Source organism: Pseudomonadota bacterium, from assembly GCA_027624955.1.
Lineage (GTDB): Bacteria > Pseudomonadota > Alphaproteobacteria > UBA828 > UBA828 > PTKB01.
The window spans coordinates 69,773-83,259 of sequence record JAQBTG010000001.1 but is presented as its reverse complement, the minus strand read 5'-3'; the positions used below and the strand labels follow the sequence as shown (position 1 = coordinate 83,259).

12 protein-coding genes and 1 tRNA gene are annotated in these 13,487 nt (G+C 57.9%); 6 read left to right on the top strand and 7 right to left on the bottom strand.

Annotated features, from left to right (window positions below):
* Positions 1-58: 58 nt before the first annotated feature.
* Complete coding sequence (locus tag O3A94_00400; protein MDA1354707.1) at positions 59-940, top strand: RNA polymerase factor sigma-32; 882 nt, start codon at positions 59-61, stop codon at positions 938-940.
* A 13-nt stretch (positions 941-953) separates the two neighbouring features.
* On the opposite strand, the gene O3A94_00395 is transcribed toward O3A94_00400, so the two are convergent.
* Positions 954-2,453 (bottom strand): M48 family metalloprotease, encoded by a 1,500-nt coding sequence (locus O3A94_00395; GenBank protein ID MDA1354706.1) that lies wholly within the window; start codon positions 2,451-2,453, stop codon positions 954-956.
* Positions 2,450-3,235, bottom strand: a complete 786-nt coding sequence (locus tag O3A94_00390; protein ID MDA1354705.1) for a thermonuclease family protein — start codon at positions 3,233-3,235, stop codon at positions 2,450-2,452. The genes O3A94_00395 and O3A94_00390 overlap by 4 nt, the downstream gene beginning before the upstream one ends.
* A gap of 119 nt (positions 3,236-3,354) precedes the next feature.
* Here O3A94_00390 and O3A94_00385 point away from each other — a divergent pair, with 119 nt between their 5' ends.
* The 3 genes from O3A94_00385 (at position 3,355) to O3A94_00375 (ending at position 4,533) form a co-directional block, all read left to right on the top strand.
* Positions 3,355-3,885, top strand: coding sequence for an acyloxyacyl hydrolase (locus O3A94_00385; GenBank protein MDA1354704.1), 531 nt, complete (start codon positions 3,355-3,357; stop codon positions 3,883-3,885).
* Positions 3,886-3,906: 21 nt separating this feature from the next.
* Positions 3,907-4,398, top strand: coding sequence for a hypothetical protein (locus O3A94_00380; protein MDA1354703.1), 492 nt, complete (start codon positions 3,907-3,909; stop codon positions 4,396-4,398).
* 58 nt (positions 4,399-4,456) lie between these two features.
* Positions 4,457-4,533: transfer RNA gene (locus tag O3A94_00375), tRNA-Arg, on the top strand.
* A 160-nt stretch (positions 4,534-4,693) separates the two neighbouring features.
* Here O3A94_00375 and O3A94_00370 read toward each other — a convergent pair.
* The 4 genes from O3A94_00370 to O3A94_00355 all read right to left on the bottom strand — a co-directional run bounded on the left by O3A94_00370 (position 4,694) and on the right by O3A94_00355 (position 8,636).
* A complete protein-coding gene (locus tag O3A94_00370) occupies positions 4,694-6,319 on the bottom strand; it encodes an AMP-binding protein (protein ID MDA1354702.1) in 1,626 nt (541 codons plus the stop codon).
* A gap of 95 nt (positions 6,320-6,414) precedes the next feature.
* Positions 6,415-6,864, bottom strand: coding sequence for a CoA-binding protein (locus O3A94_00365; protein ID MDA1354701.1), 450 nt, complete (start codon positions 6,862-6,864; stop codon positions 6,415-6,417).
* A complete protein-coding gene (locus O3A94_00360) occupies positions 6,861-7,265 on the bottom strand; it encodes a 2Fe-2S iron-sulfur cluster-binding protein (GenBank protein MDA1354700.1) in 405 nt (134 codons plus the stop codon). Before O3A94_00360 ends, O3A94_00365 begins: the two co-directional genes overlap by 4 nt.
* A 6-nt stretch (positions 7,266-7,271) precedes the next feature.
* The gene (locus tag O3A94_00355) at positions 7,272-8,636 is read right to left on the bottom strand and encodes a selenium-binding family protein (protein MDA1354699.1); all 1,365 of its coding nucleotides are present in this window, start codon (positions 8,634-8,636) and stop codon (positions 7,272-7,274) included.
* 163 nt (positions 8,637-8,799) lie between these two features.
* On the opposite strand from O3A94_00355, the gene O3A94_00350 reads away from it, so the two are divergent.
* Positions 8,800-10,404, top strand: a complete 1,605-nt coding sequence (locus O3A94_00350; protein MDA1354698.1) for a DUF427 domain-containing protein — start codon at positions 8,800-8,802, stop codon at positions 10,402-10,404.
* 61 nt (positions 10,405-10,465) lie between these two features.
* On the opposite strand, the gene O3A94_00345 is transcribed toward O3A94_00350, so the two are convergent.
* The gene (locus tag O3A94_00345) at positions 10,466-12,127 is read right to left on the bottom strand and encodes a hypothetical protein (protein MDA1354697.1); all 1,662 of its coding nucleotides are present in this window, start codon (positions 12,125-12,127) and stop codon (positions 10,466-10,468) included.
* Between the two features lie 170 nt (positions 12,128-12,297).
* Here O3A94_00345 and O3A94_00340 point away from each other — a divergent pair, with 170 nt between their 5' ends.
* A complete protein-coding gene (locus tag O3A94_00340) occupies positions 12,298-13,377 on the top strand; it encodes a tetratricopeptide repeat protein (GenBank protein ID MDA1354696.1) in 1,080 nt (359 codons plus the stop codon).
* Positions 13,378-13,487 lie beyond the last annotated feature (110 nt).

The window sequence follows — 13,487 nt, the reverse complement described above, 5'->3', positions numbered from 1 at the left end:
CATGTGAGCGCCCTTTTAGAGCGAATGGAAATCCACTGGAACTCCAACGGAAATCCTCATGTCGGCATATAACAGCAACCATCACACGCAACGAGCTGAGCGGCGCTTTTTTACCGATTCTATCAACGCTCCCCTGCTGACGCGCGAACATGAACATGAACTCGCCATAAGATGGCGCGACGAAGACGACGAGGCGGCGCTGCATGAAATCGTCTTCGCGTATTCACGCTTGGTGATCAGCACCGCGATGCGCTTTCGCAATTACGGCCTGCCGGTGGCCGATCTGATTCAAGAAGGCAGCATCGGCCTGCTGCAGGCGGCCGCCCGCTTCGAGCCCGAGCGCCAGCTGCGCTTTTCCACTTACGCAAATTGGTGGATCCGCGCAGCCATGCAGGATTATGTTTTGCGCAACTGGTCGATCGTGCGCACCGGAACCACGGCGGCGCAAAAATCGCTGTTTTTCAATTTCCGCCGCTTGCGCAATAAAATAGATCATGTCGACGGCCCGCTTCGGCGCGAGGGACGTGAACGCATCGCCTCTGAACTGCGCGTCCAGCTCAAGGATGTCGAGATGATGGAGGGCCGACTATCGGCGAGCGATCAATCTCTCAACGCACCGATGGGTGAAAACGGCGAAGCCGAATGGCAGGACTTTATCGTCGACACACGGCCGTTTCCGGAAGCAACCGTATTCGAACATGTCGATGGCATGAGCCGCTCCGCCTGGCTCGGTGAAGCGCTCGATTCTCTCTCCGAGCGCGAGCGGACCATTATCGGCAAACGGCGGTTGCGCGATGAAACCGTGACGCTGGCGGAACTCGGCCGAGACCTTGGTATCAGCAAGGAGCGGGTGCGCCAGATTGAGCACAAGGCGCTGGAAAAACTGCGCGCCCTGATGGCCTGCAGGGTCGAACATCCAGGCGATTTAATTTTCGAATAGGTTAGCTCACTGCCTATTCGCTAATGATCTTAACGCGCCGGCCCGGTGTTAGTGGCTCGTTGGCGTCGAGGCCGTTCAGAACGTGGAAGCGCTCAAGCGGAAAATCTTCGACCGACATGCTGCGCGCGAGCGATTTGGATGTATCGCCGGGGCGTACCGTGATGACGCGCACGCGAAGCGGCTTCAGAGCCGCAGCTGCAGCCGCGCTCATCCGGTTGAAGCTGAAGGTGGTGCGGCGGTATTCCTCATTAAAGCCGGCCGATTGATCGGGCGGCGTGAGGAAAAGGAAGCGGTAAACCTGATCGCGTGAAAAGCGGATGGCGACAAAGCGCACATCGAGCGGGCCATCGCGGCCCGAGATGCGGCCAGCGCCGGTCGCCGCTTCCATGCCGTTAATATCTATGGTCTCTGCGCCGGTAAATTCGAAGCCTTCCGCCCAGACCCGCGTGAGATAGCGTTGGGTGCTGAGGCTCGGATCATCCAACTTGCGCCCATCGAAGCGAATGAGCGCGCCGCCCGAATGCTCGCCAAACACCGCAGCCTCGCTATTTTGAAGACGAAATCCGGGCGGTGCGGTGAAGCGGAATTTAAGGCCGGCATGGGCGAATTCGCGCCCTCGAACGTAACCTTGATGCGGCGAATCGCCGTAAATCATCCCGTCGATTTGATTGAGATAGACATCGGCGTCGCGCGCCAAACTATTATTTGCGCCGGACCGTGCGCTCGCCGCCGCCTTCTCCACGCGCGCGCCGGTGCGCGGATGGCTTGAAAATAGCCCTTGGGCGGGATCCTGCCCTTCCTTGCCTGCGATCTTGAGCGCGAGCTTATGATCTTCACCCAGCGCGCCAAGAAACGAGGCCATTGCCATCGGGTCGAACCCGGCCCTAGTCAGATAGCGAACGCCGAGCTGGTCGGCCTCAAATTCTTGGTCGCGCGAAAAGCCCTGGATATAGGCCCCGGCGGCGACACGCGCGGCATTGCCGAGAAGCGGCTCGCCGACCGCGACGCCGAGCACCGCCGCGCCGAGATTGGCGAGAATGCCTCGGCTCATACGTTGCGCTGAATGGCGCGCCGTCACATGGCCGATTTCGTGCGCGACCACGCCGGCGAGCTCAGCCTCATCATTGGCCAGTGCCACCAGACCGCGCGACACATAGACATAGCCGCCGGGCAAGGCGAAAGCATTGATCACCGGGCTGTCCAACAGGGTGAAGGTAAACGGCGGTTTGGGTTGCTCGGACGTGCTTTGCAATAACCCGCCGAGCCCGTTCAGATAGTTCGTGAGGGCGGCGTCCTTGTATTTTCCGCCGAACGCCTCGACTAACTTGGGATGCTCTTCGGCGCCGATCTGGCGCTCGCGATCGGGCGACATGAAACCGGTGAAGCTCTGTTCGCCGGTCGCAGGATTGACGCTACAGCCCTGTAACGCCGCGCCGCTGCCGGCCAGCGCCGCCATCAGGGCGGGCGCAAGGAGAATGCGCCGAAGGTTTGTCAGCCGCTGCACTATGTTCACTCGAATACCTCGATCTGCTCTGGGTGGGTCGCTTCAATCATGGCCCCATTGAAAGATTTTATCCAGCCGCGCACGCGCACGATATGCCCCTTCAAGGCAAGAATATCTTCGCCCTCGGCGACGAACATTTTGCCATCACGAGGCGCAATCGAAATGGTGAAATCGCTCTTCCAATCAGCGCCGAAATTGATATACCCGCGGCGCCTGACGATGGCCGAATCCATCACTCGCCCTTCGACGAGCTGGAAGGTGCCGACATCTTCCACCACCGCCTCTGGCGTGCGCACGGCATAGAATGGCAGCGCCCAGATGCCGCGTTGGGCGGCGCGGGCGCTGCGCTCCTGCGCCAGCATCTCGCCGATCAAGAGGCGATTGTCGCGAAAGCTGTAAACCCGTGCCAAGCCCGCCGCCAACAATTCGCCCTGCAGCCAGAGCCCATCGTCGCGCAGCAAATGCGCCAGCGCGCGGCCATAGCGATCCCTCTTGCGGCCGCCATAATAGAGCGTCAGGGTTTTGCCGAGCGCCAGCGCCTCGAGAGCCTGTTTGGCTTCATCGGCCAGTGGCCAGGCTTTGAAGCCGGCGCGCCCGAGCGGCAGTTTGGGTGCCTGGATGCCGACCAGACGTACCTCCGTGCCGTTTTCGAGGAACAGCGTATCGCCATCGACCACTTCGACGGCGGGCGAGGTCTCGCCGCGCTCCAGCGCTTCGACAACGGCCTCCGCCCGGAGCGTGGCGAGGGGCAGCAACAAGAGGACAAGCAGGGACAATAAAAGGCGCGGCATGGCGCTGATTATAGACCGCCAGCCCGGCAGCGCACGGATGGAAATTATTGGCCAAGGCTCCGCCAACCCGTACACTGGGGAAAAATGAGCAGGCGCATTCCGCGCAGGGGAGGAACGGCGTGAGAAAATCGAAATTCGCGAGGCTGGCCCTGGTCGTCATGTTGAGCGCCGCGCTGTGCGCTGGGTGGAGTATGGGCTGGCCAAATTCGGCGCGCGCCGGGGAGCCCGACTTCTTCGCATTCAGCGCTGGCGGCTATGACGTCAATGATGACGAGACGGCGGCGGAATTTCGCGCTGAATACCGCTCAGACTTGCGCTTTTGGAAGATATTGCCGTTCATCGGCCTGGCCGGCACCTCCGACGAGGCGGTGTATGGCTACGCCGGTCTTGGTATGGATATCTTTCTGGGGCGCCGCGTGGTGCTGCAGCCCAATGCGGCCTTCGTCGGGTATCACAAGGGCAAGGGCAAAGATCTCGGCGGCGAATTTCAATTCCGCACTGGCGGCGAGATTGCCTGGCGCTTCGACGATTGGTCGCGCCTCGCCATTGCCTTCCACCACATCTCGAACGCCGGCATCTATGACGACAATCCGGGCACAGAACTTCTTGTGCTGACTTATTCCGTGCCCTTCACTCAGGCGCCAAATTAGCCGGCGGGAACCCCGAATCCGATGACCGGTCAGCCGGCAACCGGGGCGGCTAAACGCGGCGAACTTTCAACCCAGCGATTCCGAAATCCGCGCGAGGCGCTCGGCCATGCCGTGGCCTTGTTGCGCCAAACCGAACCATTTGCCTCATACCGCTTTGGGCGCTTCAGCGCCTCGCTCGGCGGGCAGATCCGGCGCGGCCATTATTTCTTTACGATCGAGGATGGCCGGCTCGCCGGCTATGTCGGTTGGGCACGCTGCTCCGAGGCAATTGCCGAAGGCTGGGTGAACGGCGGCACCGCGCCGGCCTACAAGGATTGCCTTGAGGGCCCCTGCCTAGTGGCCATGACTTTCCACGCCAAAGCGCGCCATGTGACGTTTTATCAGGCGCGGAAATGCCGCGAGCTCAACGCCAACTGCAAGGTCTATATCCCGCGCGAATACACCGACAACCGCCCTACCAAACACCGCAGCGTCTTCAATCGCATTGTCACAAACGGCAACGAGAGCGGATAGCCGCCCCGTTCCCCCGCTCCTTATTTCATGTTATCAGGCAGGACACGCATCCCTGAGAGCGCCCGTAGCTCAGTCGGATAGAGCACCAGATTCCTAATCTGGGGGTCACAGGTTCGAATCCTGTCGGGCGCGCCAGTTTTATCAATAGGTTAGTTTAATTTTGCCATGCTGTCGGGACGCCGTTGGTCAGGCGTGTCTCTCGGCACTGAAGCAATGGACAGGGGCTACGGGACGAGGATAGGATTGCTCCCCATTAGATAAATATATTGCAACATGCATACAAACTTCAGGAAGCTTAATTTCTTCGCTTACGTTCACGTAAGTCCAGACAGCCATCGACACCACGTGGGTCCACCTCAGGCGGAAATATCCGTACTTTGCTGACCTTCTGTGTATTCGTTACCGGAAGAGTGTTCACGAAAAGAAAATAAGCCGGTGCTTTGTAATAGGCCAGCTCTCCCAGGCAATAGTCCTGCAATTCAATTGCGGTGGTAATATCCGGAGATATTGTTTCTTTGAGAATTATGCAGGCCATGACCTCTTCTTGACGAAGTTCATCTGCCACGCCAATAACTGCTGCTTGCGCGATACAATTATGAGACTGCAAAACCGCCTCAATTTCAGCTGCCGCTATATTCTCGCCGCTTCTCCTAATAATATTCTTAGTACGATCTACAAAAGTTAAAACGTCATCAGCCGACCGAGATACGGTGTCGCCAGTGTGAAACCAACCTCCCCGCCACGCGAATTCGGTCGCCGCATCATCCTTCAAATATCCCGAGAAAAGGCAGCGGCGCGGATTATTGCCGGTCATGCGCAGGGTAAGTTCACCAGGCGTACCTGAAGGAACTTCCTTGTCGTCAGTATCAACAATACGAACCTCACAATCAGAAAGCGGTCGTCCAAATGCCCTTGTATCTATCTGCCTTGGCTCACGACTTCCCCACGTAGGCATGGCAACCTCCGTCATCCCCCAACCTTCAATTAATGGAAACCCGAACCGCTCCTCAAACATTTGATGGTGTTTTGGGTCTATTCCTGCCCCCGCTCCAAATTTTATATTATGTGAATTATCATATGGGCCGGTTTGTTGATTTAGCAGTAGAGGCGGCATTATTCCTAGATAGTGAATGATAGTTGCTTTAGACGCGACGACATCGCCCCACCAACTTTTGGGGTGGAAACGATCAATCATCACAATACAACCTGCTGAGGAAATCATAGCCATACTGCCGATAGCCATGGCATTCGCATGATATAGTGGAAGTGGATTTAGAAGACGTTCCTGACCATAGGCCAGGGTCATATATCCTTCTGCCTCCAGATACCATTGCCCTGCATTAAGAAAGTACCGGTTCGTTAGAATGCACCCTTTAGGACGACCAGTCGTGCCTGAGGTGTAAAGCAATGCCGCCTCGGAATCGATGTCTGGCTTCTCTGAGGACCTTGCGACGGGGGCCGCTCGCAACTGATTTCCTAATTCATTAACCTCCACCAATTGAATTGCTTTTTTGCATTTTTCTATGACCACTCGAAGAACAGCTATTCGTTCGGGTATTGAAACCACTAGTACTGATTCTGAGTGATCAAGTAGGTAGATGATCTCATCTTCTCGATAGTCTGGATTTATCGGAACAACGCTAATTCCGAGCCCATTAAGCGCGAGCCAATGCAAATGAAATTCTGGTCTATTTTCTAGCAACAGAGCCACGCGATGGCCTGGACCGTAGTCTGATTTTTGATATTCTGACTGTAATTTCATCACAATTTTTTGCGCGGCACTATAGTTAATCTCAAAACCATCTGGGTAATATGCTCGGCCCTTCATGGGAGGCGTGCATAAGAAACTACCCTCTGGAACCCGGCTTGAAGAATCTTCAAACAGAGAAAAAACATTGGAAAAAATATTGCTTTTTACCATGGCGCGTAATTCTCTTTATTTTCCAATTTCTTCTTCTGCGCTAGATCGTCAAACCCGAAGTTTCCAGATATTGCTGGGCGCGCAAGTTACGTGTTCTAGATGGCCTGATTGAGGCGGGGTTTCCAGAACGGGCGGAACAGTTCGATTTTAGGGCAGCGATTCATGACGACTTTGAGGCCGGCGGCCTCGGCCAGCTTGGCAGCAGCGTCGTTGCGCACGCCGATCTGCATCCAGACGACCTTGGCGCCGATTTCAATGGCTTCTTCGGTGACCGCATAAGCGTCCTCCGAAGTGCGGAACACCTCCACCATATCCACTGGCCGGTCGATTGCGGCGAGCGATTCCACGCATTTAAGGCCGCGGATTTCGCCGCCGGCTTCATTGGGATTGACCGGGATCATATCATAGCCGGTTTCGTGCAACACCCGGAGCACGCCGTAGCTGAATTTGGCCGGGTCCGAGCTGGCGCCGACCATGGCGATGGTTTTTACCTCTTTCAGAATCCCGGCCAAATATTCTGCCGGATAGGCCTCATCATGGTTCATTGCCTGTCCTCCATGATCTTCATGGCTTTCGTGCTGGCTCCGATGTCGGCCTTCAACTCCTCAGGCCTGAGCGGGCTTTGAAACGGGTTGCGATAGAGCTTGTCGTGGCTTTCGACCCCGATTTCGAGCATGCAGTCGCTTTGTGGCTGGGCCACGCATAATAGCACATAGCCATCGCTGATCTGACGGCGGTTGAGGGCGGTGCCGGCGCTCTGATCGACGTCGCCGGTCAGTAGTTTGGCGGCGCAGGATATGCAGCCGCCGTAGCGGCAGCCATAGGGCAGCGATACGCCGTGGGCTTCTAGGGTGTCTAGCAGTGGCCTGTCGGCCGCGACCGCGAAGGATTGACCGCCCTGATTGGCGAGGGTGATCGTGAAGTGCCCCGTCTTAGAAGACTGCACGGTGGCCTAAACCCATATGTCCGAAGTGCAATCGCCGCCCGGATAGCGTGTTTCGTGACATCGCGCCGGTCCGTTGGGCTCATTGCCGAAATCGACATAGAAGTCTGGGTTGATCGCCATGCCGCCCTGGTCGATATCGCAATCGACCATCATCATCGAGCCGCCCTTTTCTCGGATTTCTGGGTAGAACTGGTTGTCCCAGGTGGAGAACAGCGAGGTCGTGACATAAAGACGCTTGCCGTCGAGCGATAGCTGAATCATCTGTGGGCCGCCGGTCATTTTGCGCCCATGCACTTCCGGCGCCTTGCCGAGCAGGCCGCCCATCCATACTTGGCCGGTCAGTTTCGGGTTCGACGGATCGGTGATGTCGTATTGCCTGAGGTCGCCGTGCAGCCAGTTCGACAGATAGAGGAAGCGGTCGTCCATGGAGAGTAAAATCACGCTGATCAGGCCGGGCACGGGAATTGGCCAGTCCGGATGGCGCTGGTTCTCGACATCGATGATCTTCTCGGTGATCCACTCGCCGTCTTTTTTGAACCAATGGATGACGTTCGACGACAGCGCGGCGCCGACGAAGCCGTGGCTTGAATCCGGGTTGTGGTGAAAGCGCACTTCCAACGGCACCAGACCGTCCTCACCGAGATAGACAGTGTTCTCGACGCGCTTTTCTTCGAAATTCCAAAAATGGATTTCGCGGCCATATTTCAGATGGCCGACTTCTTCGAGATCGAACCCCGGCATGAAGGTGTTCGGCGCCGCCCATTCGCTGGAGACCATGACGTTGTGGCGTGGCTGGTACCAAAAATCATAATTGAACTTCATGCCGCCCAGATCATTCTCCCAGCGGCCGATAATTTCGAAATCCTCATTGAGATGTAGGAACCCGCCGGGAGCTTCGCCCTTGGCGTCGCCGAGCATCGAGATGATGATGTCGGAGCCCAAGCAATGCACCGTGTGCGGCGCGGAGAGATTGGTTTTTTCCTTGATCTCGGCGCCTTCGATGACCTTGTGCAGGCGCGGGTTCTTCGGATCGGTCGCGCAGTCAACGATATGCAAATTGGTGCTGCGCACCCCCGGCACGATCAGATAGCGCCGCTCCTTGGTAGCATCGTAATGGCAGGACGAACAGGCGTTCCACCCCATATGGTGTAGTTCATCGCCAATGCCCGGCATTTCAAGCCGACTGATCACTTTAGAATAGGTCGGGCTTTCGGGGTCAGCGTCGATGGTGGCCAAATAGTCCGGCTTTTGGATTCCCGTGCCTATATAGAGCGCCACCGTGTAAAGAATCTTCTCACGCGGCGCCTTCATCGCCTCGGCGGGTGAAGCGTAGCCCGGACCGCAGCATTCCGTTTTGCCGTTTTCGGCCATGTTTTTGTCTCCCTGTTCTTACGCACCTGAGAATGCCCTTAAATCGGTTGCGATCATAGCCAAATTGGGCCACCGCCGACGGGATGGCGCCATGATGGTGGGAGGATGGCGGCTATGTGACCACCCTCTTGTAATATCCTGGACGGATGCGATGTTAGGAACCATGGAAGAATTGCTTGAGCACGATCTGAATGTCGCACCTGCTGGAGCAATCGAGGCACCCTACCGACTTGCCATTGAGCCCGTCGGCGCACGGGTGCGTGTACGGATCGCGGGGCAAACCGTCGTTGACAGCACCGACGCACGGGTGATGCACGAGACCTATCTGCCGTCACATATTTATTTTCCCAAAGATGATTTGATTGCCGATCTTCTGGTGCCATCTTCCTTTCGCACCTTCTGCCCGTTCAAGGGCACAGCACATCATTGGCATTTGCATGTTGCCGGGCGGACGATCGAGAACGGCGCCTGGAGTTATGAGAACGCGTTGCCAGATGCCGGCGATGTGTCCGGATTCGTCGCGTTCTACCCGCACCTGGTCGAAGAACTTCTCAGCGACCAATCGCTGCCCGATAGCGACAACACTCAGGTGGCGAGTGGCGCGCTGATCAATTGGCTGTTGCGCGCAGCGTGGAAATGCCAAACGCCGACGGAACTGAGCGAACAATTTGCCGAGCACCTCCTTGCCGTCGGCCTGCCGTTGTGGCGCTTCAGCGTCAGCATTTGGACGCTGCATCCCGAACTGCAGGGTCGGCGCTATACCTGGGTGCGAGGCGGCAGTGTGGAGGAAAACGACATTCCTTACGGTATCCTAGAAAGCCCGGCCTATCTCAACAGCCCGGTCCGTCATGTGAGTGAGGGCCTGGGCGGAGTGCGCCAGCGCCTCGATATCACTACCCCCGAGTTTCAATTCCCGATTCTTGATGAACTCCGCGCCAGTGGCGGCACCGACTATGTCGCCATGCCGTTGCCCTATTCCGACGGTCAAATTCAAACCATGACCCTGGCGTCGGACGATCCGGCGGGCTTTACCACCGCGCATCTCGGCAAAGTGTACGAATGCGTGACCGTGCTCAGCCGATTCTATGAGGTGTTGACGCTGCGCCGCAACACAGATGACTTGTTCGACACATATCTCGGGCGCCGGACGCGGCGCCAAGTACTTGGTGGGCTAACCCACCGCGGAGACGGCGAGGATATCCGCGCTGCTATATTGTTTTGCGACATGCGCAACTCCACCGGCCTGGCGGAGGAGTTGTCACCCGAGATTTACTTGGATCTTCTGAACGACTTCTTCGAACGCACCGCCGAGCCGGTTTTGGAACGCGGCGGTGAAGTGCTCAAATTCATCGGCGATGCGGTTTTGGCGATATTTCCGCTCGACGCCGGGGCGACCGACGAAGCGGCGGCGGTAAAGGCCTGCCAGCTGGCCCGCGAGACGGCCGAGGAGATCGTCGCCCGCATCGCCGCGATGCCGGCCCGCGCTGACCGCCCGACGGTGCAATGCGCGTTGGGTCTGCATTTCGGCGATGTGATGTACGGCAATGTCGGTGCGCCGAAACGACTCGATTTTACCGTCATCGGCCGCGCCGCCAATGTCGCCGCACGATTGAGCGCGCAGTGTAAGGCGCTGGGTCAGTCCTTGCTGATGTCTGCTGAAGTCGCCAATCGCACGCCGGACGATTTACACTCGCTCGGCAATCAGCGATTACACCATGTCGCCGAGAGCGTGGAAGTGTTCACGGTCGGCGGCGCAAATTATGGATAGGCGCCTTTCGGCGTCACCGTTGATTTCCGGGACGAGCTGGCGCGGCTGCTGGCCGCCCATTTTACCGCCCATACCAGCCCGCCCAGGCTTCAAAATCGGCGCCATATGTGGCACCGGTGAGCGCGCTCAATGCACCGACGGCGTCCATGCGCAGCCATAGCGGGTCGGCGCTATTTGTGATGCGCGTCATCAACGCGTCGATCGTCACGTAGTCTGCCTGTCCGATTTCCGCCGCTGCCCACAGGGCCATGAGCTGCGGCTCAAAATATTTTTCCGCGCCGTTTTCGCGAACCGTCCAGGGATCGGCAATATAGTTCGGCGGGACCGTTCCGTTGTTGGCGAGCCCGAGACCCCAGAGCAGCCAAAAAGCACCGATTGAACCGCGATCTGGAATCTCAACATCGCGGAAAGGATGAACCGCGCCGGTGGCGCGCGGACTCTCAAGGCGATCGGCAAAGAAATTCTCAGGCGGGCCCGCCAGAGCATACTCCAGTACCTGCGTACGGATCGGCCAGCCGATTCGCGCGTAAGATTCTTCATCCGTGAGGAGGGCATCTAGCCGAGCCGCTGCGTCCTTCCAGTCGATTTGCCGTGGCGGTTGGGCGCCAGTCAACTCTGGCAGAGCAAGGAAGGGGGCATCGCCGGCGGAGGACGTGTTGTCGGACCAACCCCACAAAATTCCCTGCCCGTCAGTGCCCGCGCCGGTGACCACAAGCGCCCCATCGGCTGCTAGGAGGTCATACGCCTTGCCGCCGGAGAAACGAGCGACCGTCGACCAAGCGCGCCCGTCCACACTTTTCAGAACGGCGCCTTCGCTTTTGCCTCCGCTCAGCGCCCATAAAGCGCCGTCACCAGAGGTCAGTGCAAAGGGCCGCACGGTTTCGCCGAACCGAAAAACTTGTTCAGCGACTACGCCATCGCTTCGCCACAATTCTCTTACACCGTCGTGGTGGACCAAGCCGTGGGCCCAACCGCCCAGCGAGGTGAGCTGCGTCGGCGATTTGCTGATGGGCCAATCCGCCATCATCCGGACACCATCAGGCGCGGCAACAATCAAATGGAAACCGTCCGGATCGCGCAACAAACCGGCAACGCCGTTTTCTAGCTTGGTAAGCGACACAATACGGCTGACACCCTTTGGCCCCCTTGGGTGAAGATAAATGCGCTGCCAGGTGCGGCCCTGATTCTCCGACGAATGAAGCGCGCCCTGCCAGGCCGATGTCGCGGCATAGAGCCGCCCTTGGGCCGCCGTCATATTGTGAAGGTGAAAAATGAATTCGCTGGGGATTATGCCGGTTTCCCAACCCTCTCCATTAGTCACCTGAAATTCGCCCCAGGCGCCGAAGATACGCGAATCCTCAGACGGCCAATACAGCAGGCCGTCCGCCACAACAGGCTGGCCGGCATCCTGGCTCCACAGATGCCGCTCGTAGCGCGGTTCGGCCGAGCCAGGGCCCAGGCTGTAAATATCAGCCGAGTTGTGGTCCACATCTTTGACGCTATTGGCGAACCACAAGCGACCGCGGTAGAGGACCGGCTCTGACACGACCGGCCATGGCCCGATACGGGCAAGCACGGACAATGTTTCCGGCTCCGCCGCACGCGCTTCAAATTGCGCCAGCGAGTAATGAAAAAGCACCGCCGCCAAGGCGATGCGGAGGGCAAAGCCTAACCCGCGGTGACCAAACGACCGGTCTTCCGATGTCTTCCGCATGGTCTGCATGGGCATGACGATCCTTATCGACTTGCGGCGTCTGAGTAATGAATTTCCCTATTTTATCCGATCGGCCAGCTTGGCGGCACTCTCGATGGGTCAACATCTCGTGCGTTGCCGGTCGCACATGGTCCGCTTAGAGTAATTTAGTACGTCGACCGGCCGAGGGGAGAATCGCCGTGGCGTTAATTCGCTGGTTTGCATGTGTTTTGTTGGCGGCGGCCCTGCTACCCGACACAACTTTCGCGCAGTCGCCCGAGCTGCTGGATGCGTTGAGCGATGCCGGCGATCTCAATGCCCAAAAAAAACACCAAGAGGCCGTTCCCTATGTTGAGGACGCGGTCAAGCTGGCAGAGAGCGAGTTTGGCTCGGGCCATCCGTTTGTTTCCAAATTGCTCGGCTATTTGGCAGGGCTCTATGTGGCTCAGCACCTGTACAGCGACGCCGAGCCGCTTTATCAGCGTGCATTGCAAATTCATGAGGACGCCCTCGGGCCTTACCATCCGGACCTCGCCGCAACACTCAGCGCGCTGGCGCTCAACTTTCAGGCACAGAATAAATACGCTGAGGCTGAGGCGAATTTTCGCCGCGCGCTGGCGATCGTCGAGAAGGCCTCAAGTCCCGACAACCTGTTCCTCGCAGATTATTTGAACTATCTGGCAGAGCTGTTCAAGGCCCAGGAAGAATATGCCAAGGCAGAGCCGTTCTTTGAGCGCGTGCTGGCCAATGCTGAGAAGGCCGCTGGACACGAAAGCGATTTTATATCGCTGCCGCTCTACAAATTAACGTTACTCTACCAATCGCAAGGCAAGTACGGACAAGCCGAGCCTATATCCCAGCGCCTATTAGAGATTCGCGAGAAAACGCTCGGGCCACGTCATCCGGATGTGGCGCAGCGGCTAAACGAGCTTGCGGTGGTCTATCGTGCGCTCGGAAAATTTTCCGAGGCCGAGACGTTGTCGGAACGCGCGCTGGTGATTCGCGAGGACGTGTTCGGGCCCGGGCACCCGGACGTGGCGGAGACCCTAGGAACCTTGGCCTTGCTCCACCATGACCTGGGCGAGCATGACGAGGCCGAGCGGCTATTTAGGCGCGCGCTGGCGATAGATGCGGAATCCCTTGATCCACCCCGCCTTAATGCCGCCGAGAGGCTGGAGAATTATGCCGCATTGTTACGTGCCACCGGACGCAACGCCGAGGCGACAGAAATTGACGCCCGCGCCGCAGTCATCCGCGACAACAGTGCGGAAGAATCTTAATTGTTTCGCCTGCCATGAAGTATCTGTCGAGGCTCAAATTGGCGTCTTCGCTGCTGCCAGGTCGAACCACATATTGGCAGCAAACAGATACCGGCCAACAAAGCCTATAT

Excerpts from the sequence above, each read along its gene's own strand:
- O3A94_00400 (MDA1354707.1), top strand. The coding sequence starts at position 59 with ATGTCGGCATATAACAGCAACCATCACACGCAACGAGCTGAGCGGCGC.
- O3A94_00390 (MDA1354705.1), bottom strand. The coding sequence starts at position 3,235 with ATGCCGCGCCTTTTATTGTCCCTGCTTGTCCTCTTGTTGCTGCCCCTC.
- O3A94_00380 (MDA1354703.1), top strand. The coding sequence starts at position 3,907 with ATGACCGGTCAGCCGGCAACCGGGGCGGCTAAACGCGGCGAACTTTCA.
- O3A94_00370 (MDA1354702.1), bottom strand. The coding sequence starts at position 6,319 with ATGGTAAAAAGCAATATTTTTTCCAATGTTTTTTCTCTGTTTGAAGAT.
- O3A94_00365 (MDA1354701.1), bottom strand. The coding sequence starts at position 6,864 with ATGAACCATGATGAGGCCTATCCGGCAGAATATTTGGCCGGGATTCTG.
- O3A94_00355 (MDA1354699.1), bottom strand. The coding sequence starts at position 8,636 with ATGGCCGAAAACGGCAAAACGGAATGCTGCGGTCCGGGCTACGCTTCA.
- O3A94_00350 (MDA1354698.1), top strand. The coding sequence starts at position 8,800 with ATGGAAGAATTGCTTGAGCACGATCTGAATGTCGCACCTGCTGGAGCA.
- O3A94_00345 (MDA1354697.1), bottom strand. The coding sequence starts at position 12,127 with ATGCAGACCATGCGGAAGACATCGGAAGACCGGTCGTTTGGTCACCGC.